Source organism: Streptomyces sp. NPDC051109, from assembly GCF_044455885.1.
Taxonomy (GTDB): domain Bacteria; phylum Actinomycetota; class Actinomycetes; order Streptomycetales; family Streptomycetaceae; genus Streptomyces.
In genome coordinates, this window is record NZ_JBITFF010000015.1 from 110,447 (window position 1) to 131,575 (window position 21,129).

Consider the following 21,129-nt stretch of genomic DNA (forward strand, 5'->3'; position numbering starts at 1 on the left):
GGGAAGACCTCACGGCGGGAGAAACCGATGGCACGGCCGCGCACCCCCCTCCTCGACCGGGAGCGGATCGCCGCGACCGCACTGCAACTGGTCGAGGAGCAGGGCGAGTTCAGCGTCCCGCAGATCGCGCGGGCGCTCGGCGTTCAGACCGGGTCGGTGTACCACCACGTGGACGGCCGGGCGGGGGTGGTGGAGCTGGTGCGGGAGCTCGTGTGCGACCGGATCGCCGGCGAGACCCTGGACCTGGAGCCCTGGGACCGGGCCCTGGAGGCCTGGGCGCGCTCGTACCGGGCCGCCTTCGCGGCCTCGCCGCGGGCCATCCCGCTGCTGATGACCACGCCGGTGCGGGCGCCGCGGGTGCTGGCGCAGTACGAGGGGGCGGTCGGCATGCTGCTGGCGGCGGGGTTCACCCGCGACCGGGTGATGCCGCTGTTGACGGCGCTGGAGAACCTGGTCCTCGGCTCGGCCCTGGACCTGGCCGCTCCCGAGGCCATGTGGGAGCCCTCCCCCGACACCCCGCTGCTCGCGGACGCCCTGGAGGCCGTCGGCCCGGGCCGCGCGGAGGCCGCCTTCGATCTGGGCCTGGCCGCGTTCCTGGCGTACGCGCGCACCGTGCGCGCCGACGGCTGAGCCCCGGCCGCGAACATCGCGGATATTCCGTGGCCGGGGCCGGAGTCCGGACCGTAGCCTCGGTGCCGGCGGGTGCGCGCGCTCCCGCAAGGGGGCAGGACCGTGGCAGAGCGGTCCATTGCACCGGCGGCTCCGGGAGGTTCCCCGGGCCGCCGTCTGGGGCGAGTGGACGGGCCTGTCCGCCGATGCCCCTCGCGGGTTCGAATCCCGTCGGCCCTGCCCCCGGCTCCGGTCCTTCCCGACGTCCACGCGGGCCCCGCAGAGGCAACGGCCGGCCCGGCCTTACGAGGCGGTCAGTGCAGCCCCCGCCACCTCCGCAGCGGTCCCTGCCGGGCGGCGGGCACGGACGGCGGTGCGCAGGCGCCCGGGGCACCCACTCCCATACGTGCCAACGCCGCGGTGAGGGTGCGGACGTAGGACTCGTCGGCCAGGATCCGGACGTCCTCGTACGGGTGGCTCAGCCGCTCCTCCGCCGCCAGGATCCGGCGCAGCAGGGGCGCCGACGCGGCGGCCGGGGCGCCTATCTCGCCGAGCCGGCGAACGGCTTCCCGGGCAGGCAGGGCGGGGTTCCCGGTCCAGTCCGGGTCCACTTCGGCCAGCAGCACCGGCACTGCGGGCTCCGGGTCCCCGGTGATCCGCCAGTACGCGTGGGCCGCGGCGACCCGGGTCCACGCGCCGGGCGATTCCATCAGACCGCGCACGGTGTCCGCGTGCGCGGCGGCCAGCGGGCCGAGTTCGGCGAGGAAGGGCAGACCGTGGCTCGCGCTCCCGGAAGCCACGGCCGCGCCGCACACGGCGAGGGCGAGCGCGGGGTCCCCGGTGGCCCGCCAGTGCGCCCAGGCGGCCATCCGCGGGTGGTGGCGGGCGGCCCGCGGGGCGCGGCCGGTGGCGAAGTCGGCCAGCCGGTCGGCGGCGACGGCCGCGGCCGGGCCGATCCGGCCCAGGACGCGCAGCGCGTCGTGGGCGTACAGGCCCTCCAGGTAGGGGACCACCTCGGGCAGGGCGGGCGCGGAGGCCGGGCCCCACTGCGCGAGGAGTTCGAGGATGGAGGTGCTCGCGTGGTACTTCGGCGGATCCCGGCGCAGCACCGCCCGCATCGTGGGGAGCAGCTCCGCGGCGGGCAGTGCGGCAAGGACGCGGACCTGTATGCGGTAGGTCGGGAAGCGGCCGTCCTTCGCAAGGCGCCGCAGAGCGGGCAGCGCCCGGAGGTCGCCCATCCCGGCCAGGGCGAGCGCGAGCTCCTCGACGTTCCCGAGCCGCGTGGCGAGTGCCCTGGCCAGCCGGTCGGCGTGCCCGGAGACGGCGGGGCCGCCCTGGGCCACCGCCTTGGCCGCGTCCCAGGTGCCGCCCAGGGGATTGCAGGCCGCTCTGACCACGACCTTCCAGCACTGGGGATCCGGCCGCCGGTAGCGGACGACGGCCTTGACGGCCGAACCCGTGCTTCTCACGCGGTGGCGTACGCGACGAACCCGTCCCAGGCGGCGGGGGCGACGGCCAGCCGGCCGTCATCGGGCCGCTTGGAGTCCCGGACGAGGACGGTCCCGGGGGTCCGGGCGACCTCGACGCAGTTGGGGCCGTCGTTGGTGCTGTAGCTGCTCTTGATCCACGCGACTTCAATGCAGTCGGGTCCGTCGTTGGTGCTGTAGCTGCTCTTGACCCACGTCAGTGCGGAGAGCCCCTCGGCCGACTGCTTGATGCTCATGTCTCCCCCAGTACCTTCTCGATGAACGCCAGAGATTCGCGAGGCGTCAGAGCCTGCGCTCGGATCATGCCATAGCGCATGTCCAGGATCTGGACCTCTTTGGGTTCAGTGATCAAGCGGCTGACCAGCTGAACTTCGTTGTGTCCAACGGTCGTTCCGTCCTTGAGGCGCATGATCTTCAGTGATCCCGCGAGACCGGCGTGCTCCTCCACCGCAGTGGGCATCACCTGGATCTCCACGTTGCGCAACTGGCCGACCTCCAGCAGGTGCTCCAGTTGGCGGCGCAGCACCATTTTGCCCCCGACAGGCCGCCGGAGAACAGCCTCTTCCTGCACGACGGTCAGCAGCGGGGCCGGATGTCGCCGGAGGACGTCGTGGCGCGCTACCCTCGCCGCTACCAGGCGCTCGATCTGATCCTCCGAGTAGGCCGGGCGCCTCACCGCATAGAGGGCACGGATGTACTCCTCGGTCTGAAGCAAGCCCGGGACCACGCCGTTGTCGTACGACCCGATCTCCACCGCCTCGGATTCCAACTTGGCCAGATCCCGAACCTTCTTCGGGTAGCGCGCCTTTTCGACGTCCACCTTCATCGCGGCGATCTTCCCGCCCGCCCCGAGAACCTCGTCCGCCTTCTCCAGGAACTCGGGGCGCGGAATGCGGGTGCCGCTCTCGATCTTGCGGGTCAGATCCGCCCCGTAACCCATCCGTTCAGCAAATGTGGAACGGTCGAGTCCAGCGGCCTCCCGCCACATTTTCAACTGGCGTCCCACCGCAGCGACGACCGCCCCGGATTCGTCTTCCGGGTCGAGTGCCCAGCTCGACTCGTCGGCGCCCTCTGTGCTCACTGCCACCTCCGTCAGCCTTCAACTCCGGTCAGGCTACGCATGAATGGTCATGCCGGAGTGCGCGGACCGGAAAGTCCGATTTCACCAGATCGGGTTTTCCACGATCCGGTGGATCGACGGCCGGTACCACCCGACGCCTAAAGACCAAATAACCGGGGGAAATGACCTCTCCCCACCTCCCCCTTCCCCCCTCTCACCCGGTCGGGTGAATCAGCCCAATCCGGCTGGCGCATATGCCAATTCGCCCGGCACTCTGGCTGGAGACAACCCCATAAACGCGAACGGCCCCCGTACGGGATTGCACTCCCGCCCGAGGGCCTCGCCGCTGAGGAAGCAAGGACCCTTCCCGTGGCTGAACAGCAGCTTAGCGCGCCCTCGCGCGCTCCGTACCGCATTCCGAGGCCCGGTGTCATGCACGAGAAAGACCGGCAGCCCGAGCGCTACGTCACGATCGGCAACCACCTCGCCCAGCACCGCGAGTTGAGCCTGACGGCGATCGGCCTGTCCACCTACATCCAGTCCCTGCCCACCGGCACAGACGTGTCGATCAAGGCCCTGGCACAGCGTTTCACCGAGGGCGAGACCCGCATCGCCTCGGCCCTGCGGGAGCTGGAAGCGCACGGCTACCTCTCCCGCACGCGGGAGCGGCTCCCTTCGGGGCAGATCGTCACCCGTACGGTGTCGTACAACAACCCTCCCGCCAGGCGGCAGGCAGCGTTGGAGCGCCCGGCCAACCCCGCACAACCCCCCGCAACGGCGCCCGCCTCGGAGCCCGATCCGGAGCCCGAACCAGCCGCCGAACCCGCACCGGCCCCGCCCGCCCCGGAAGTCGAGCTCCAGGCCCGCGAGTTGCTCGCCCGGCTGCGGCTGCGGGATCCCCGGCTCGTACTGTCCGAGCGGGACACCGTACGCCTGGCGCCCGCCGCAGGCGTCTGGCTGGAGCGGGGGCTGACGGCGAGCGCCGTCATCGACGCCCTGACCCGCTCGCTCCCCACGACACCCATCCACTCCCCGGCAGCGCTGACCGCCCACCGCCTGCGGGAGCTGCTCCCGCCCCGGCTGCCCGACCCTGGCGAGGCCCGCCCCGTACCGCCCGACCGCGAGATCTACCCGCTCCGCACCTGCGACGGCTGCGACCGCGCCTTCCGCTCCCCCACCCCCGGCCGCTGCCGCGACTGCCCACCCGCGGACGCACACGCGGCCTAGCCGAGTGGCGGGGTCCCGCCCATTGGAGTGAACTGGACGGGGAGGCACGTTATGCGTTACTCACCACTGTTCGCTTTGACAGGCCTGGCGCTCTCGGCCTCGCTCACCCTCGGACCGGGAGCCGTCGCCGCGCAGCCCTCGTCGGGTCAGGTCTCCGTCGCACCGACCACGACGCTCTGCAAGCTGGACGGCACGGTCTGGGACTACTCCACGGGGCATGTCTCCACGAACCAGAAGGCCCGCGCCTACTGCGAGGGGCTGAGGCAGGGCGAGGCCCGGGGGGCGGACGACGGCCGGCAGTGCCGCTCGAAGAACTACCCGCTGTGGGTACCCAACCCCGACGACGTGTCGAGCGCCAAGCAGCGCGGGTTCAAGACCGGGTACGACCGGTCCTACCAGCGCGAATGGAACAACGCCAACTGCCAGAACCGGCCGCAACCCGAGCCGTACTACCCGCCGCTGCACTAGGGGGGACTACGCCCCGTAGAACAGGTCGTCCACGACCGCGCGGGCGCGGCGCGTGATGCGGCGGTAGTCGTCGAGCAGTTCGCCCGCCGTGCCCTCCGCGTAGCCGAGGTAGCGGCCGACGGCCCCCAGTTCGCGGGCCTCCGACGGGAAGGTGTCCCCGGCACGGCCGCGGACCAGCATCACGGCGTTGCGGACCCGGGTGGCGAGTACCCAGGCCTCGTCCAGGATCTGCGCTTCCTCGGTCGGGATCAGCCCGGCCGCGTGGGCTGCGGCCAGGGCTTCGCGGGTCCGGGTGGTGCGCAGGCCGGGCTCCGACCAGGCGTGCCGCATCTGGATCAGCTGGACGGTCCACTCGACGTCGCTGAGGCCGCCGCGGCCCAGCTTGGTGTGGAGCGTGGGGTCGGCGCCGCGCGGGAGGCGCTCGGACTCCATGCGGGCCTTGAGGCGGCGGATCTCGCGGACCGCGTCCTCGCCGAGGCCCTCCATCGGGTAGCGCAGCGGGTCGATCAGCTCGATGAAGCGGGCACCGATCTCGGCGTCGCCCGCGACCGGTTCGGCGCGCAGCAGGGCCTGGCTCTCCCAGGTCAGGGACCAGCGCCGGTAGTACGCGGCGTAGGAGGCCAGCGTACGGACCAGGGGGCCGGAGCGGCCCTCGGGGCGCAGGTCCGCGTCGATGAGCAGCGGCGGGTCGGCGGTGGGGAGTTGGAGCAGCCTGCGCATTTCGGCGATGACGGCCTGGGCGGCCTTCGCGGCCTCCTGTTCGTCGACGCCCTCGCGGGGCTCGTGGACGAACAGGACGTCGGCGTCGGACCCGTAGCCGAGCTCGTGGCCGCCGAAGCGGCCGACGCCGATGATCGCGAAGCGGGTGGGCAGGGTCTCGCCCCAGTGGTGCCGGACGGCGGCGCGCAGGGATCCGGCGATGGTGGCGGCGGTGAGGTCGGAGACGGCGCTGCCGACCCGGTCGACGAGGGCGCCGGGGTCCTCCTCGGCCGGGCTGTCCTCCGTACCGTAGGAGCGGATGATGTCGGCGGCGGCCGTACGGAAGAGCTCGCGGCGGCGGACCCCGCGGACGGCGGCCACGCCGGCCTCGGCGCTGTCGGCGCGCCCGACGGCGGCGAGCACTTCCTGGTCCAGGGCCTCGTGCGTACGGGGGGCGAGCCCGCCGGGGTCGCCGAGCAGGGCGACGGCCTCGGGGGCGCGCATCAGCAGGTCGGGGGCGAGCCGGCCGGCCGACAGGACCCGGGCCAGGTTCTCGGCGGCGGCCCCCTCGTCGCGCAGGAGGCGCAGGTACCAGGGGGTCTTGCCGAGGGCGTCGGAGACCTTGCGGAAGTTCAGCAGGCCGGCGTCCGGATCGGCGGAGTCGGCGAACCAGCCGAGCATGACCGGGAGCAGGGTGCGCTGGATGGCGGCCTTGCGGGTGACGCCGGAGGCGAGGGCTTCGAGGTGGCGCAGGGCCGAGACCGGGTCGGCGTAACCGAGGGCTTCGAGGCGCTGGCCGGCGGCGCGCGGGGAGAGCCGCGCCTCGCCGGGGGCGAGCTGGGCGACGGCGTCGAGGAGCGGCCGGTAGAAGAGCTTCTCGTGCAGGCGCCGGACCACGGAGGCGTGGCGGCGCCAGGCCTTGTTGAGCTCGGCGACGGGTTCGGTGCGCAGCCCCAGGGAGCGGCCGAGGCGGCGCAGGTCGGCCTCGTCCTCGGGGACGAGGTGGGTGCGGCGCAGCCGGTACAGCTGGATGCGGTGCTCCATGGCGCGCAGGAACCGGTACGCGTCGTTCAGCTGGGCGGCGTCGGTGCGGCCGACGTAGCCGCCGGCGGCGAGGGCGTGCAGGGCGTCGAGCGTGGAGCCGGAGTGCAGGGTGGCGTCGCTGCGGCCGTGGACGAGCTGGAGCAGCTGGACGGCGAACTCGACGTCGCGCAGGCCGCCGGGGCCGAGCTTGAGCTCGCGGTCGACCTGGGCGGCAGGGATGTTGTCGACGACGCGGCGGCGCATCTTCTGGACGTCGGCGACGAAGTTCTCGCGTTCGGCGGCGTGCCAGACCAGCGGCGTTATGGCGTCGATGTACTGGGCGCCGAGTTCCGGGTCGCCGGCGACGGCACGGGCCTTGAGGAGGGCCTGGAACTCCCAGGTCTTGGCCCAGCGCTGGTAGTAGGCGAGGTGGGAGGCGAGGGTGCGGACGAGGGGGCCGTTGCGGCCCTCGGGGCGCAGGTTGGCGTCGACGGGCCAGATGGTGCCCTCGATGGTGGTCTCGGAGCAGATCCGCATGAGGTGGGAGGCGAGGCGGGTGGCGGCCTGGACGGCCTTGCCCTCGTCGGCGCCGGCCGGTGCGTCCCCGACGAAGATGACGTCGACGTCGGAGACGTAATTGAGCTCGTTGCCGCCGCACTTGCCCATGGCGATGACGGCGAGCCGGCAGGCGGCGGCGTCCTCGGGGGCGGCGGCGGACGCGATCCGCAGGGCGGCGCGGAGGGTGGCGGTGGCCAGGTCGGCGAGCTCGGCGGCCGTCTGGGCGACGTCGATGGTGCCGCAGACGTCGCGGGCGGCGATGGAGAGCAGGCAGCGGCGGTAGGCGACGCGCAGGGCGATGGGGTCGTGGGCCTGCGCGAGCCCCTGCTCGAACTCGGCGAGCCCGGGGTGCAGATCGGCGGCCTCGTACGTCACCAGCGCGTGCCAGTCGCGGGGGTGGCGGGCGAGGTGGTCGGCGAGCGCCTCGGAGGCGCCGAGCACGCCGAGGAGGCGGTCGCGCAGCGGCTTGGCGCTGACGAGGGTGTCGAGGAGTACGGGCCGCTCGTCCTCGCTCTGCGCCTCGGCGAGCCGGACGAGCCCGAGGAGGGCCAGATCGGGATCGGCGGTGGCCCCGAGGGCGTCGAGGAGCACCGGATCGGTGCGCACGCAGGCCAGCGCGTCGGAGTCGAGCAGCCGGGCGGCCGCCGAGGGGTCGGTGAAGCCGCTGCGCAGCAGCCGCATGAAGGTACTGCTCCTGCGTCCCGGGACTGTCATCCCGCCGCCTCCCGCGTACGTCGCCGTCGCCGCCACTGGCGGAGCGTGCCTGGGGTGAGCCTAGCCGGAGCAGGCGTTCGACTCACGGCGTGGCCGAGCACGTACCATGATCCCGCTTATCGGATTATCTGTATACATTCGGACCCTGTGCCCTCCCGCCGGGCCGCTCCCGCCCAACGGCCCGAAGGACCCGCATGCCCGAAGGACACCCCACGCCGCCGGACCGGCCGTGGCCGGGTGCCCCGGGCGGGACCCCGTCGCAGCGGCACGGCGAAGCGGGCGCGGGCGGCGGACGCGCCTCCCGCCGTTCCGGCGGCGCCCGGGCCCAAGCCCAGGCCCAAGCCCAGGCCCAAGCCCCGGCCCAGGCGCCGGCCCCAGCCCCGGCACGCGGCGGACGCCGCGCCGCACGGCGCGCCCGTACCGCCGAGGCCTCGGGGCGTCGGGGCGCACGGGGCCGGGGCCGGGGCCGGGTCGTCAAGGGGGTCGCCGCCGTTGCCGCCGTCGCGGCGGGCTGCATGCTCGTGCTCCGCGGGAACGACGCCCTCAGCGGCATCGGCGACCTCCACGGCCCCGCACCCGCGACCGCCGTCGACGCGCCCGACCCCGGCCGGGTGCTCCAGATCGTCGCCCACCCCGACGACGACCTCTACTTCATGAACCCGGACCTGCGGTACTCCATAGCCGCCGGCCACCCCGTCACCACCGTCTACCTCACCGCGGGCGAGGCGGACGGCATCAACGCCGTCGAAGGCAGACAGGCCTCCACGCCCGCCAACAAGCCCGCCTACGCCGAAGCCCGCCAGAACGGCATCCGCGCCGCCTACGCCAAGATGGCCACCGGCGACCGCGGCAGCGCCTGGAAGCGCACCGTCGTCGCGACCAAGGGCGGTGGCCACGCCGAGGTCGACGTCCTCGTCGCCAAGCCCGAGGTCAACCTCGTCTGGCTGCAACTGCGCGAGGCCGGCACCGTCTACGACAGCGCCCCCGACAGCCTGCACGGCCTGTGGGACGGCAAGACAGCCGCCCTCGGCGCCCAGCTCGCCTCCGGCACCCCCGTCAAACAGCGCTTCTCGTACTCCAAGGACCAGGTCGTCCGCACCCTCGTCGGCGTCTTGGAGCAGTACAGGCCGACCACCGTCCGCGCCCAGGACCCCACCCCCGGCCGCTTCCCCGACACCAGGAAGTACACCGACCACCAGGACCACTTCTACGGCGCCCGCTTCGTGCAGGCCGCCCTCGCCGCCTACGCGAAGGAGGTCGACGTGAAGGAGCGCCCGCACTTCGCGGTGCAGAACTACGTCGGCTACTTCAACGGCTCCCTGCCCAGCGCCCTCGACCCGGGCGAGGCCAAGGAGAAGCTGGACATCCTGGACACCTACGCCTGGCTCGACAGACAGAACCACTGCGGCAGCAACGCCGGCTGCGGAGACCTCAAGGTCGCCGACCACCCCGCCGGCAACGGCTGGACCTCGACCGTCAACTACGCCCGCGGCACCGGCACCTCCTGGCTGACCTCCGACAAGGAGCACGGTCTGTGGGCCTTCAAGGTCCTCGACGGCCAGGTCGCGCTCTGGCACCGGTCCGGCCCCATCGGCGCCTGGAGCGGTCCGCGCCTGCTGCCCGGCACCGGCATGGACCCGGGCGTGGCCACGGTCACCCTGGCGGACGGGCGGATCGCCGCCTTCGGCACCCGTACCTCCTTCGGCGCCCGGCCCGCGGACTACCGGCGCGAGGTGGTGTACACCGTCCAGAAGGGCCCGGGCAAGGACGAGTTCGGGGACTGGCAGTCGCTCGGCACGCCCGAGAGCGCCGACGAGAACTGGACCTCCGACATCAGCGCCCCCGCCGTCGCGGTCGACGGCACCGGGCAGTTGGCGGCGTACGTGCGCGACGGCGCGGGCTCCCTGCGCGGGCGGGTGCAGTCGGCCGGCGGCGGCTGGGGCCCGTGGACCCCGTACGGCGGCGCCGGCCTGCACGGCACCCCGGTCACCGCCACCGACGGCGCCGGGCGGCGCATGGTGTTCGCGGCGACCACCCAATCGGTGGTGGGCTGGACCCAGCCCAAGCCGGGCGCCCCGCTGGGGCCGGCCACCCCCACCGGGCTCCCGGACACCACGCTCCCGCTCACCGCGGAGGGGCGCGAGGGCGGGGTGCGGCTGTGGTTCCGCAAACCGGGGTCGGGCAATGTCCGTACCGCCCTGGTGACGGCCGACGGCGGGCTGAAGGTGAACCACCTCACCGACCTGGGCGGGCTCCAGGGCTTCGGCTCGGTGACGGCGAGCGGGCACGTGCTGGCCGGCCGCTCGGCGGGCGGGCTGCTGGGCTCGGGCCTCGGTCCGGGGCGGCCGTGGGAGCGGTCTCCGCTGATGTTCGTCGGGGCGCCGTCGTCGACCATGACCGGCAGGAACACCGTCAGCCTGGCGGTGGTGGGGCTCGACGCGCGGCTGTACGTGACCTCGTCGGCGGACGACGCAGACGCGCACCTGGCGCCATGGCTGCCGGTCGGCCCGCGCAACGCCGGCCGCTGACGCGCTCCGGCGGGAGGGAATTTCCGAAAGGCGGGAGCGATCGGGCACAACGGTGAACCAAGTCGCCCGATTTGGCCTCTCAGTGGATGAGCTGACTGAACTGCCGTTCTTCCCGCCCGGAACGACCCCAAGGCGTGACCGATGCCGATTGCCCGCCGCCGCTTCCTCCTCGCTGCCCTCCTTCCCGTGCTCACCGTCGGTGCCACCGGCGTGCTCGCCGTCGCGACCGGCCAGCAGACCTCGGCCGAGGCCACCGCCACCAAGGACCGGAGCCCGGACGTCGCGCTGACGGCGAGCACCACCTCCGGATCGGTCGTCCAGGTCGTCGCCCACCCCGACGACGACCTGTTCTTCATGAACCCGGACCTCAGCCGCTCGCTGGCCGCCGGCCTCCAACTCACCACCGTGTACCTGACCTCCGGCGAGGCCGACGGCCGCAACGAGGCCAACGGGGCCGGCGCCAAGGACCCGGAGCAGCCCGCCGACCGCGCCCACTACGCAGAGGCCCGGCAGAACGGCATCCGCTGCGCGTACGCCCAGATGGTCACCGGGGACCGCACCAGCGCCTGGAAGCGCACGGTCATACCCACCGCGGGCGGCGGCCAGGCCGAGGTCGACGTGCTCGTTGCCCGACCGCAGGTCAGCCTGGTCTGGCTGCAGATGCGCGAGGCCCGCAACCCCACCGCCGAGAACCCGGACAGCCTGCGCGGGCTGTGGAACGGCAAGATACCCGCGCTCGGCACCCAGTTGACCTCCGGAACCCCGGTCAGGCAGCAGTCCACGTACACCAGGGACCAGGTGGTCCAGTCGATAGCCGGGCTGCTCGCGCTGTACAAACCGACGACGATACGCATGCAGGACCCGACGCCGGGCCGCTACCACGACACCGGCAAGTACACCGACCACCAGGACCACATGTACGGCGCCCGCTTCGTGCAGGCCGCCACCGCCGCGTACGCCGCCCAGGTCAAGGACCGCCCGCGGTTCTCGGTGCAGAACTACCTCGGCTACCACAACGGCACCCTCCCGCACGCGCTGGACCCGCAGACGGCCGAGACGAAGATCGGCTTCCTCAAGACGTACGCCTGGCTCGACCACGAGAACTACTGCGGCAGCCCCTCGGGTTGCGGCGACCGCAAGGTGGCGAGCAGCCCCACCGGCCGCAACTGGGCCCAGTCGCTGCGCTACGCCCGCGCCGACAACACCTCCTGGGTGGCGGCGGGGACCGGCGGCCGGCTGTACGCCTTCGCGGTCCTGGACGGGCAGATGGCCCTCTGGACCAGGCCGGGCACCGGCGGCGCGGGCGGCACGGGCGGCGCCTGGACCGGCCCCGTCCTGCTCCCCGGCGCCGGCATCGACCCGGGCGCGAGCACCGCCCGCCTCCCCGACGGCCGCGTCGCGGTCCTCGCCACCCGAACGGTCCTCGGCCCGGGGGCCGCGGACTACCGGCGCGAGATCGTGTACGCCGTCCAGTCCGCGCCCGACGGCCCGTTCGGGCCGTGGCAGTCGCTCGGCACCCCCGAGGGCGCCGACGAGGAGGGCACCTCCGCGATCAGCGCGCCCTCGGCGGCCGTGGCCCCGGACGCCCGGCTGACCGTCTACGTCCGCGACTCCCGCCGCACCCTGCGCGCCCGCGAGCAGCAGCCGGACGGCGTCTTCGGCGCCTGGCAGCAGCTGGGCGGCGAGGACCTGCAGAGCGACCCGGTGACGGCGGTCGACGCCGCCGGGCGGCGCCAGGTGTACGCCACCACCACGAAGTCGGTGCTGGCCTGGACCCAGCCCGAGCCGGGGACCCCGCTCCAGGGGCCGTTCCCGACGGGCCTGCCGGCCACCACGGTCCCGCTGTCGGCGGCTCCGGAGGGCGCGGGCGTCCGGCTCTACTTCCGGCGCCCCGACTCGGGGGTCGTCCGTACGGCCCTGGTCACGGCGGGCGCCGGCAAGCCGCAGGTCTCCAGTGTCGCGGAGGCCGGCGGCCGGGCGGGCTACGGCGCGGTCGGCGTCGCGGGCCGCCTCCTGTCGGGCCGCGCGGACACGGGCACGGTCGGCACGACGGGCCTCGGCGGCCCGCCGGCGTGGACGGAGTCGCAGATGCTCTACGCGGGCGCCCCGGCCGGCATCCTCGAACCGGCGGGCGCGACGACGACGGCGGTCCTGGGCCTGGACGCCGAACTCCACATCACGACGACCCGGCCCAACACCCCCACCCCCCGCACCCCCTGGCACAAAGCGGTCCCCCCGAAGTAACCCGGCCCCACCCCACCCGCCCACGGCCCCGCTCCCCCTTCCAGGGGGCGGGGCCGCACGCGTACCAGCCTTCCGTCCGCCGCTAAGGCACGGGCAGGTTCTTGCGCAGCTCGAAGGCCGTGACCTCGCTGCGGTACTCCTCCCACTCCTGCTTCGTGTTGCGCAGGAAGTCATACCGCTCGTAACTGTCTCGCCGGCGGAGCTCACGTGCCAAGCAGCCTGCCGATCACGGCACGCCGGGCACGCGCCCCTCATCACTCGGCGTCGCTGCGCTCCAGAACCAAGCCAACGGATCCGTCTTCCCCGGAGGCCCCGTGCGTCCGACACGGCAACAGGTTGGGGGTCGGCGATGGCGCGTTACCTCGATGGGCGTGGGGCACTGCCCTCCTTGACGCACGACTGAGTGGTCGGCTCCGGAAGTTCTTCGGGGGTTGACTCCTGAGCCTGTGTCATGCGTGGTACCAGATGTTGGGGTCGGCGAGGTAGAGGCCGCAGTCGAAGTCCAGGGTGTCTTCGGGGCTGCCGGTGGGCAGGACGGTGCCTCGTAACGTTTGCTGGCTGGTGGCAGTTCCTCAGTAGCGCCGTTTGTGATCTTTCTACAACGCGCTGGTCGGAAGCCGGTTGGAGCCGCTGCTCGTGTACGACGCACGCTGCCAGCAAGGATGGCCTGGCCAGAGTGGACACCGCTCGGTGGAGAACCGACCCGGGGGAGCTTCAATGAACAACGGATACTCGATCTTCGCTGGAACGATCGCTGACCTCACCTACCCAGACGTAGAGGCAGCGGCGGGCCGGGGGGCGTGCGTCCTTTTGCCCACAGGGGTAATCGAACAGCACGGGCCGCACCTGCCTCTGGGCACCGATGCCTACGGTGCCTACCAGCTCTGCCTGCTCGTGAGGACGGAGCTGGAGCAGCGCGGAGTAGAGGCGTTGATCGCTCCGCCGGTCTTCTGGGGGATCAACCAGGTGTCGTCGGCGTTCCCCGGAACGTTCCGCACCCGCCCGGAGACCGCCGTGGCACTCCACACCGACATCCTGGACTCGCTGGCCACCGACGGGTTCGACCACATCTTCGTGATCAACCATCAGGGCGACACCGCACACAATCAGATGTTGCTCGAAGTGGTGCGGCGCCAGCACGAGCAGGGACGTACCGGTGTCGTGCTGCTGGAACCGGACTTCATCGCAGACCGGCTCGACTGCTCACCGCCTCAGGCCGTGGCTTCCTACGCTATGCAGCCGCTATTCGAGGGCCTGGAGCTGACGGGCGAACTCGGTGTGCACGCCGAAGAGATCGAGAGCGCCCTTATGATGCGCTGGTTCCCCGAACTCGTCGACTACGACGCCATGGCAGGACTGAAGCCGACTGGGTTGAGCCCCGATGACCTGGTGGAATGGCGCAAGGGAGGCGAGCACGCCCGGCGGGTGACGCCGCAGGGATTCTTCGGCGCACCCAGCCCCAAAGACCCCTTCCTGTGGCGCTTCCACCAGCGCATGGCGGCGGCCATGGCAGATCTCGTGAGCACCTCCCTGTCATCCTCGCCCCGGGCCGATCGATGAGATGACGCTCGTTGAGCAACGCGCGCTGCCCCGGACAGTCGCCTCTCTGGCCTCACACAACTGCCATCAGGGCCATCTTGTCCCCACCCAGTGCTCATGCGATGCCGCGCCCAGCCACGACGTCTGGGCTCCGCCGCCGGCGGGCGGGGCAGGCTGTGGCTTGACAGTGATCCACTTCGGCCGATCGGTTCGCCCGCCATGTCCGTCCGCACCGCCTGTCCGAAAGCCCTGAGCGCCGCCGACCGCGTGCGGTTGAAAAAGATGGCCTACGGCCAACGGACCGAGCCGGCTGCGGGTACGTGCGCAGGTGGTGCTGTACGCCGCGCGCGGACGCTCCAAGGCGCGCATCGCCCGGGAGACAGGGCTACACCTGGACTCCGTGCGCCGCTGGCGTGGCCGGTTCGCCCAGGCGGGCCTGCCCGGGCTCAAAGACCGTCAACGCTGCGGCCGTCCCGCCTCGTTCACACCGCTGCACGCCACCAAGGTCAAGGCGCTGGCCTGCCGGCAGAAGACCTCCATCCAGGCCCGCTGCCGCTGCCACCCCACCCTCGCCCCCGGCAAGGCTCGCGTCATGCGGGTCAACCACACTTACGGCCGTAGAGGCGCCCTGGCGTACCTGGCTGCCTACGACGTCCACCGCGCCGAGGTTACTGGCCGCACCGAGGCTCGGACCGGCATCGACCCGTTCGCCCGGGGTCTTCCCGGCCGCGGCAGACCAGTCGGACGGCCCACAGACGGCCCAGGGGTACGAGACGACTCCGGGCCGACGGTCGGTGACCATCGGCCCGGAGTGTCAGAAAATTCTGACAGTGGCGCAGACCTGCCCTTACAGCACCGGGAGGTTCTTGCGGAGTTCGAAGGCCGTTACCTCCGAGCGGTACTCCTCCCACTCCTGCTTCTTGTTGCGCAGGAAGAAGTCGAAGACGTGCTCGCCCAGGGTTTCGGCCACCAGTTCGCTGCGTTCCATCAGGGAGATGGCCTCGCCGAGGTTCTGGGGGAGGGGTTCGATGCCCATCGCGCGGCGTTCGGCGTCGGAGAGGGCCCAGACGTCGTCGTCGGCGCCCGCCGGGAGTTCGTAGCCCTCCTCGATGCCCTTCAGGCCGGCCGCGAGGAGGACGGCGTACGTCAGGTACGGGTTGGCGCCCGAGTCGATCGAGCGGACCTCGACCCGGGAGGAGCCCGTCTTGCCCGGCTTGTACATCGGGACGCGGATGAGGGCCGAGCGGTTGTTGTGGCCCCAGCAGATGTACGAGGGGGCCTCGCCGCCGGAGCCGGCCGTGCGGGAGGAGCCGCCCCAGATGCGCTTGTAGGAGTTCACCCACTGGTTCGTCACCGCGGCCGTTTCCGCCGCATGGCGCAGCAGGCCCGCGATGAACGAGCGGCCGACCTTCGAGAGCTGGTACTCGGCGCCCGACTCGTAGAAGGCGTTGCGGTCCCCCTCGAAGAGGGAGAGGTGGGTGTGCATGCCCGAGCCCGGGTACTCCGAGAACGGCTTCGGCATGAAGGTGGCCTGGACGCCCTGCTCCAGCGCCACCTGCTTCATCACCAGGCGGAACGTCATGATGTTGTCGGCCGTCGAGAGGGCGTCGGCGTAGCGGAGGTCGATCTCCTGCTGGCCCGGGGCACCCTCGTGGTGGCTGAACTCGACCGAGATGCCCATGGATTCGAGCATGGTGATCGCCTGGCGGCGGAAGTCCATGCCGACGTTCTGCGGAGTGTGGTCGAAATAGCCGGAGTTGTCCGCCGGCACCGGGCGGGTGCCGTCCAGCGGCTTGTCCTTCAGCAGGAAGAACTCGATCTCCGGGTGGGTGTAGAAGGTGAAGCCCAGGTCGGAGGTCTTGTTCAGGATGCGCTTGAGGACGAAGCGCGGGTCCGCGAAGGAGGGGGAGCCGTCCGGCATCAGGATGTCGCAGAACATCCGGGCGGTCCCGGGTGCCTCGGCGCGCCACGGCAGTATCTGGAACGTGCTGGGGTCCGGCTTGGCGATCATGTCGGACTCGTAGACCCGGGCGAAGCCCTCGATGGCCGAGCCGTCGAAGCCGATGCCCTCGTCGAAGGCCTGCTCCAGCTCGGCGGGGGCGACCGCGACGGACTTCAGGAAGCCCAGTACGTCGGTGAACCACAGGCGCACGAACCGGATGTCGCGCTCTTCGAGCGTCCGGAGGACGAATTCCTGCTGCTTGTCCATGCCTTCATCCTCGCAGTTCAGACGGCCTGTGCACCACTCCCCCGAGGGTGGGGGCACAGTCGGGCGGGCCCAGTATCGCCAGCCGCGGTTTCCGCCACATTACGCACCCTTGAAAGCTCGCGGCACCCCCGCACTGACCTCGGGGCCGTCATGAGCATTACCATCTGCGCCCATGGGGGGCTGGGAGCACATACGGCGCGGGCGCATCGGGCGCCACGTACGGCGGCGTGCCGTCATCGCGGTCGCCCTCTCCGTGCTGTTCGGAGCGCTGTTCCTGTGCGTACGGCCGGGCGAGCCGCACGCCGCGACCGCCGGTGCCGCCGCGACCGCCGGGACACCCGGGACGTCGTCCAGGGCCGCGATCACCCCGGCGGCCGCGGCGCGCGCCGTCTGCGCGGCCCCCGACGAGCCCCCCGGCTGCTCCCCCTTCTCGCACGTGGCCCCCGGCGTGCTGCCCGCCCCGCCGCCCGCCGTGACCGTGCCGGGCTCCGCCCCGGATCCCGTCGCGCGCGCCGCCGACGCCGGGCCGGCCCGGCCGCACGGGACGCTCGCGCGCGCCCCCGGCCTCCATGTCCTCCAAGTGCTGCGGACCTGACGGGTCCGGGCGCCGTACCGCGCTCCACCGGATCCATCCCTCCACCCCCCTCAGCAGAAGGACTCACGGCACATGGCCAGCAGGACCTCTCCCGACAACCCCTCCCGCCAGGCGCGCATAGCCGAGATGCGCCGCGCCGAGCGCTCCCGCGACCGGCGCAACAAGGCCATCGCGATCACCGCCTCCGTGGCCGTCGTCGCCGCGCTCGTCGGATTCGGCGCCTGGGTGCTGATCGACAAGAAGGAGAAGAAGGACGCCGCCGCGGTGGCCGCCAAGGCCCCTGTGAACGGCGAGCAGACCTGGGACGCCAAGACGCTGGGCCGCAACCACGTCGAGACCCCGGTGAAGTACCCGGTGAACCCGCCGGTCGGCGGCGACCACAGCCCGCGCTGGATGAACTGCAACGGCGACGTCTACAAGAACGCGATCCCCGAGGTCAACGCCGTCCACTCGCTGGAGCACGGGGCGGTCTGGGTGACGTACAACGAGAAGGCCGCCAAGGGCGACCTCGACGCGCTCGCCGGGACCGTGGCCAAGACCCCGTACACGCTGATGAGCCCGGTCAAGGAGCAGGCCGGCACGATCATGCTGAGTGCCTGGGGCAAGCAGCTGACGGTGGACAAGGCGGACGATCCCCGGGTCGCGCAGTTCTTCACCAAGTACGTGCAGGGCCCGCAGACCCCCGAGCCGGGCGCCGCCTGCACCAACGGGCTGGCCGAGAAGTGACCCGTACGTACTGGGCGGCCGGGACGGCCGTCCTGCTCGCGCTCCTGTTCGCGGTGGCGGCCACGGTCGCCTCCGCGAGCGGCGGCGACGGAGACGGCTCCCGTACGTCGTCCCGCGCGCCGGGCCTCTACTCGCCGGACGCGGGCTTCGCCCGGGACATGGCCGTGCACCACCAGCAGGCGGTGGAGATGTCGTTCATCGTGCGGGACCGCACCAAGGACGAGCCGGTGCGCTCCCTCGCGTACGACATCGCCAACACCCAGGCCAACCAGCGGGGCATGCTGCTGGGCTGGCTGGACCTGTGGGGGCTGCCGAAGGTGGTGGCCGAGGAGCCGCCGATGTCCTGGATGGGGACGGCGGACGAGCACGGCGGGCACGGCACGGCCGGGCACGCCGGGCAGGACACGAGCGGGCACTCCGGGCACGGCACGGCCGGGCACGACATGGGCGGCGCCACCGCCAAGCCGGGGGCGCTCATGCCCGGCATGGCCACCAGGGAGGAGCTCGCGCAGCTCGGCGCCGCCGAGGGCCGGGACGCCGAGGTGCTCTACCTCCAGCTGATGACCGACCACCACAAGGGCGGCGTCGCGATGGCCCGGGGCTGCGCGGCGCAGTGCGAGACGCCCGCCGAGCGGGCGCTGGCCCAGGGCATGGTCGAGGCGCAGCAGTCGGAGCTCACCCTCATGGCGGACATGCTCACACAGCGCGGGGCTGCGCCGCGCGGGTGACGGGACACGCCCGTACGGTGGTGGGGAGGCGTCCTCTCACCCGTACGGGCGTGTGCTCCGCCGCGTGGGAACGCCGCGGCCGAGCGCAACCGCGGCCGGCCGTGAACGGCGTGCTCAGGGAGGTTCAGCGATGACGACCGCCGCAGACATCATGCACCCCGGGGCCCAGTGGATCCCCGCCACCGAGACCCTCGACCGGGCCGCCCAGCTGATGGCCCGGCTCAATGTGGGCGCCCTGCCCATCAGCGACGCCGACGAGCGGCTGTGCGGCATCCTCACCGACCGCGACATCGTCGTGAACTGCGTGGCCGAGGGGCACGACCCGGCGAACGTCACCTGCGGTGACATGGCCCGGGGAACGCCGCGCTGGATCGACGCGGACGCGGACGTCACCGACGTCCTGGACGAGATGGAGAGCCACCAGATCAAGCGCCTGCCGGTCATCAGGGACAAGAAGCTGGTCGGCATGATCAGCGAGGCCGACCTGGCCCAGCACCTCTCCGAGGAGCAACTGGCGGGCTTCGTGGAGAAGGTCTACGCCCGCCGCTGATCCGCGTCCAGGACCGCCCGCGCCACCAGGCCGGGCCGGTCCAGCATGACCAGGTGCCCCGCCGGTCGGGCGACCTCGAAACGGGCGCCGAGCCGGGCGGCCAGCTCCGCCTGGCGGGCGAGCCAGCGCAGGGCCCCGCGCCCCGAGGAGCCGTCGTACCCCGCGAGGACGGTGACGGGCGCGGCCGGCGGGCGCCCGGTGCGCAGCGCGAGCACCTCGGCGGCGGTCTCCGGGTAGCGGGCGTTCTCCAGCAGGGCGCCGCGCCAGACCCGGCTGCTGCGGTAGACGCGGCGTACGAGGTCCCGCGCCGCCGGGTCCGGGCCGCCTGTCCGGGAGGCCCGTACGGCGGCGCGCCGCGCGGGCGGACCCAGCGCGGCGGGCAGCCCCGCGGCGGTCAGCGCCCGGCCGAGCACGCGTGCGGCGCCGGTGCGCATCCCGGCGGGGAACACCGTGCGGGGGTCCTCCTCGACGCTGGTGTCGACCAGGACCAGGGCCGCGGTGCGCTCGGGGTACAGGCGGGCGAAGGCCTCGGCGTGGAACCCGGCGATCGAATGCCCGGCGACGGTGACCGGGCGGCCGCCGAAGCCGAGCGCGTCGAGCAGCCCGGCCATCCGGCGGGCTTCCCCGGCGGCGGTCGGCGGGGCGGTGGCGGGGCCGCTCAGCCCGTGCCCGGGGCGGTCGAAGCGGACCACGGTACGGCCCTGCGCGACGAGCAGCGCGGCCACGGGATCCCAGTCGAACCAGGCCATCGCGAGCCCGGCGCTCAGCACCACGGGCGGCCCGCCCCCCTGCGCTCCGCTCCCCTCCACGACCACGTGCAGCGGGACCCCGTCCACCCGCACGAAGCACCCCGGCGTCATGTGCGCCGCTCCTTGTGGACGGAGTACGCGAGCAGGCCCAGCCAGAGCGCCACGAGCAGCACCTGCGTGCGCTGCCCGGCGCCGAGCGCCCAGGTCCCGCGCCCGGCGGTGAACAGTGCGATGGCGGTCAGGGTCCAGACGGTGGCCAGCAGTTCCAGTACGACGAGGGCGGGTCCGTACCGCGCGAGCGGGGCGAGCCGGCGGTAGCGGCGGGCGGCCGAGGTGAGGGCGACGATCCCGACGAGGGCGCCGGTCATGGCGAGGCTGCTGCTGACGGCGTGCGCCTGGTGGGTGGCCGGGACCAGGCCTGCGGTCTCCCGGGCGGCGCACACGGGGTCCGCGGTGGGCGTGCAGCTGAGCGGGAGCCAGGCGTCGGCGGCGGTGGCCGCGCCGAAGAGGGTGACGCCGGCCCAGCCGACCACCGACCAGGGGCGCCGGGATCCGCCGTCCCGCAGCTGCCAGGCGAGGCCCATCAGGCCGCCCCCGAAGGCGAGCAGGCCGGCGGTGAAGTCGGTGGCCCGGAACAGTCCGCCGAGCGGCCGGTCCTGGGCGGCCAGCTCGCTGACGTACGTCTCGATGGGGTTCAGACCGGTGGACAGCACGACTTCGAGCACCCAGGCGGTGTACGCGGCGGCGCCCAGGCCGATGAGGAGGGCGACCGGCCACGGATTCCCGTTGAACGGACTGGACGGCCCCTTTTCAGGACTTGTGGACATACTGCGCATCATCCTCAACACGGTGGACCCGGTCCTACGGTCGGATACCCACCCGGGGTAGGGTTCCACCTATGACGCGCCCTGCCCAGCGCACCACACAGCGAGCCGCCCGGTGGCCCCGGCTGCTGCTGCTCGCTGCGCTGCTCCTGGGCATCGTCACCATGCACACCCTGGGCCATCCGAGTCGGTCCCACACCATGGAGGACGCGACTCCGGCCGCCGCCGTTGCCTCGGCCGCGCGTGCGGCGGCCCACACCTCGGGACACGGTTCGGGAGGGGCCTCGGGCCACGCCTCGAGCCGGACGGCAGCAGATCACGCCCCGGGCGGTCCGGGCCCCGCCGCCGAGGCTCCGCCGGCCGGCTCCGGCATGGACCCCATGTCGGTGTGCCTGGCCGTGCTCGGCGGGCTCACCCTGCTGATCCTGGGCGCCGGACCGGCCGGCCTCCGCGACGCCGCGCCGCTCGGGGGCGCGGCCCGCGCGCCGGGCCGGTCCGGCGGCCCCGACCCGCCCTCACCCCGCGAACTCCTCACCCGGCTGGCGGTACTGCGCGTATAGCGACGGGCCCGCTGCCGCCCCCGCATGCCCGC

At 72.9% G+C, this 21,129-nt stretch carries 18 protein-coding genes, 1 tRNA gene and 2 pseudogenes; 13 read left to right on the plus strand and 8 right to left on the minus strand.

Annotation, left to right across the window (positions count from 1 at the left end; genetic code table 11):
- The first annotated feature begins 27 nt into the window (after positions 1 to 27).
- Both ACIBAD_RS25960 and ACIBAD_RS25965 read left to right on the plus strand, forming a co-directional pair.
- Positions 28 to 630, plus strand: coding sequence for a TetR/AcrR family transcriptional regulator (locus ACIBAD_RS25960; RefSeq protein WP_398908767.1), 603 nt, complete (start codon positions 28 to 30; stop codon positions 628 to 630).
- Positions 631 to 726: 96 nt separating this feature from the next.
- Positions 727 to 849: transfer RNA gene (locus ACIBAD_RS25965), tRNA-OTHER, on the plus strand.
- Between the two features lie 74 nt (positions 850 to 923).
- Here the strand turns inward: ACIBAD_RS25965 and ACIBAD_RS25970 are convergent.
- The 3 genes from ACIBAD_RS25970 to ACIBAD_RS25980 are packed head-to-tail and all read right to left on the minus strand — an operon-like array spanning position 924 to position 3,177.
- Entirely contained in the window at positions 924 to 2,078 is a 1,155-nt protein-coding gene (locus ACIBAD_RS25970; protein WP_398908769.1) for a hypothetical protein, read from the minus strand.
- Positions 2,075 to 2,332, minus strand: a complete 258-nt coding sequence (locus tag ACIBAD_RS25975) for a DUF397 domain-containing protein (protein ID WP_398908771.1) — start codon at positions 2,330 to 2,332, stop codon at positions 2,075 to 2,077. The genes ACIBAD_RS25970 and ACIBAD_RS25975 overlap by 4 nt, the downstream gene beginning before the upstream one ends.
- A complete protein-coding gene (locus ACIBAD_RS25980; protein WP_398908773.1) occupies positions 2,329 to 3,177 on the minus strand; it encodes a helix-turn-helix domain-containing protein in 849 nt (282 codons plus the stop codon). The genes ACIBAD_RS25975 and ACIBAD_RS25980 overlap by 4 nt, the downstream gene beginning before the upstream one ends.
- Positions 3,178 to 3,588: 411 nt before the next feature.
- Here ACIBAD_RS25980 and ACIBAD_RS25985 point away from each other — a divergent pair, with 411 nt between their 5' ends.
- Positions 3,589 to 4,383 carry a helix-turn-helix domain-containing protein gene (locus ACIBAD_RS25985; RefSeq protein WP_398908775.1) on the plus strand — a complete coding sequence of 265 codons (795 nt, stop codon included), beginning with the start codon at positions 3,589 to 3,591 and terminating at the stop codon, positions 4,381 to 4,383.
- A 51-nt stretch (positions 4,384 to 4,434) separates the two neighbouring features.
- Positions 4,435 to 4,851, plus strand: coding sequence for a hypothetical protein (locus ACIBAD_RS25990; RefSeq protein ID WP_134075180.1), 417 nt, complete (start codon positions 4,435 to 4,437; stop codon positions 4,849 to 4,851).
- A gap of 6 nt (positions 4,852 to 4,857) precedes the next feature.
- Here ACIBAD_RS25990 and ACIBAD_RS25995 read toward each other — a convergent pair whose 3' ends face one another.
- Positions 4,858 to 7,845 carry a bifunctional [glutamine synthetase] adenylyltransferase/[glutamine synthetase]-adenylyl-L-tyrosine phosphorylase gene (locus ACIBAD_RS25995; protein WP_398908777.1) on the minus strand — a complete coding sequence of 996 codons (2,988 nt, stop codon included), beginning with the start codon at positions 7,843 to 7,845 and terminating at the stop codon, positions 4,858 to 4,860.
- A gap of 194 nt (positions 7,846 to 8,039) precedes the next feature.
- Between ACIBAD_RS25995 and ACIBAD_RS26000 the strand changes: the two genes are divergently transcribed.
- Positions 8,040 to 10,373: a PIG-L family deacetylase gene (locus tag ACIBAD_RS26000; RefSeq protein WP_398908779.1), complete on the plus strand. Its 2,334-nt coding sequence runs from the start codon at positions 8,040 to 8,042 to the stop codon at positions 10,371 to 10,373.
- 141 nt (positions 10,374 to 10,514) lie between these two features.
- Positions 10,515 to 12,617: a PIG-L family deacetylase gene (locus tag ACIBAD_RS26005; protein ID WP_398908781.1), complete on the plus strand. Its 2,103-nt coding sequence runs from the start codon at positions 10,515 to 10,517 to the stop codon at positions 12,615 to 12,617.
- 82 nt (positions 12,618 to 12,699) lie between these two features.
- On the opposite strand, the pseudogene ACIBAD_RS26010 reads toward ACIBAD_RS26005, so the two are convergent.
- Positions 12,700 to 12,786 (minus strand): annotated as a pseudogene (locus tag ACIBAD_RS26010) (glutamine synthetase); the annotation flags it as partial.
- Between the two features lie 548 nt (positions 12,787 to 13,334).
- Between ACIBAD_RS26010 and ACIBAD_RS26015 the strand changes: the two are divergent.
- Together ACIBAD_RS26015 and ACIBAD_RS26020 are read left to right on the plus strand one after the other, a co-directional pair.
- A complete protein-coding gene (locus tag ACIBAD_RS26015; RefSeq protein ID WP_398908783.1) occupies positions 13,335 to 14,177 on the plus strand; it encodes a creatininase family protein in 843 nt (280 codons plus the stop codon).
- A gap of 289 nt (positions 14,178 to 14,466) precedes the next feature.
- Positions 14,467 to 14,625 (plus strand): annotated as a pseudogene (locus ACIBAD_RS26020) (helix-turn-helix domain-containing protein); the annotation flags it as partial.
- 378 nt (positions 14,626 to 15,003) lie between these two features.
- Here ACIBAD_RS26020 and ACIBAD_RS26025 read toward each other — a convergent pair.
- Positions 15,004 to 16,365, minus strand: a complete 1,362-nt coding sequence (locus ACIBAD_RS26025) for a glutamine synthetase family protein (protein ID WP_030156261.1) — start codon at positions 16,363 to 16,365, stop codon at positions 15,004 to 15,006.
- Between the two features lie 172 nt (positions 16,366 to 16,537).
- Here ACIBAD_RS26025 and ACIBAD_RS26030 point away from each other — a divergent pair, with 172 nt between their 5' ends.
- The 4 genes from ACIBAD_RS26030 (at position 16,538) to ACIBAD_RS26045 (ending at position 18,964) form a co-directional block, all read left to right on the plus strand.
- Positions 16,538 to 16,960 (plus strand): hypothetical protein, encoded by a 423-nt coding sequence (locus ACIBAD_RS26030; RefSeq protein WP_398908785.1) that lies wholly within the window; start codon positions 16,538 to 16,540, stop codon positions 16,958 to 16,960.
- 72 nt (positions 16,961 to 17,032) lie between these two features.
- The gene (locus tag ACIBAD_RS26035; protein ID WP_134075187.1) at positions 17,033 to 17,686 is read left to right on the plus strand and encodes a DUF3105 domain-containing protein; all 654 of its coding nucleotides are present in this window, start codon (positions 17,033 to 17,035) and stop codon (positions 17,684 to 17,686) included.
- Positions 17,683 to 18,414 (plus strand): DUF305 domain-containing protein, encoded by a 732-nt coding sequence (locus tag ACIBAD_RS26040; RefSeq protein WP_134075829.1) that lies wholly within the window; start codon positions 17,683 to 17,685, stop codon positions 18,412 to 18,414. The genes ACIBAD_RS26035 and ACIBAD_RS26040 overlap by 4 nt, the downstream gene beginning before the upstream one ends.
- A gap of 130 nt (positions 18,415 to 18,544) precedes the next feature.
- The gene (locus ACIBAD_RS26045) at positions 18,545 to 18,964 is read left to right on the plus strand and encodes a CBS domain-containing protein (protein ID WP_134075188.1); all 420 of its coding nucleotides are present in this window, start codon (positions 18,545 to 18,547) and stop codon (positions 18,962 to 18,964) included.
- On the opposite strand, the gene ACIBAD_RS26050 is transcribed toward ACIBAD_RS26045, so the two are convergent.
- Complete coding sequence (locus tag ACIBAD_RS26050) at positions 18,949 to 19,824, minus strand: alpha/beta fold hydrolase (protein ID WP_398908788.1); 876 nt, start codon at positions 19,822 to 19,824, stop codon at positions 18,949 to 18,951. The two genes, ACIBAD_RS26045 and ACIBAD_RS26050, sit on opposite strands and share 16 nt — an antisense overlap.
- Positions 19,821 to 20,540 carry a DUF998 domain-containing protein gene (locus ACIBAD_RS26055; RefSeq protein WP_134075190.1) on the minus strand — a complete coding sequence of 240 codons (720 nt, stop codon included), beginning with the start codon at positions 20,538 to 20,540 and terminating at the stop codon, positions 19,821 to 19,823. The genes ACIBAD_RS26050 and ACIBAD_RS26055 overlap by 4 nt, the downstream gene beginning before the upstream one ends.
- A gap of 71 nt (positions 20,541 to 20,611) precedes the next feature.
- Here ACIBAD_RS26055 and ACIBAD_RS26060 point away from each other — a divergent pair, with 71 nt between their 5' ends.
- Positions 20,612 to 21,097, plus strand: coding sequence for a hypothetical protein (locus ACIBAD_RS26060; RefSeq protein ID WP_398908790.1), 486 nt, complete (start codon positions 20,612 to 20,614; stop codon positions 21,095 to 21,097).
- The last annotated feature ends 32 nt before the right edge of the window (positions 21,098 to 21,129 follow it).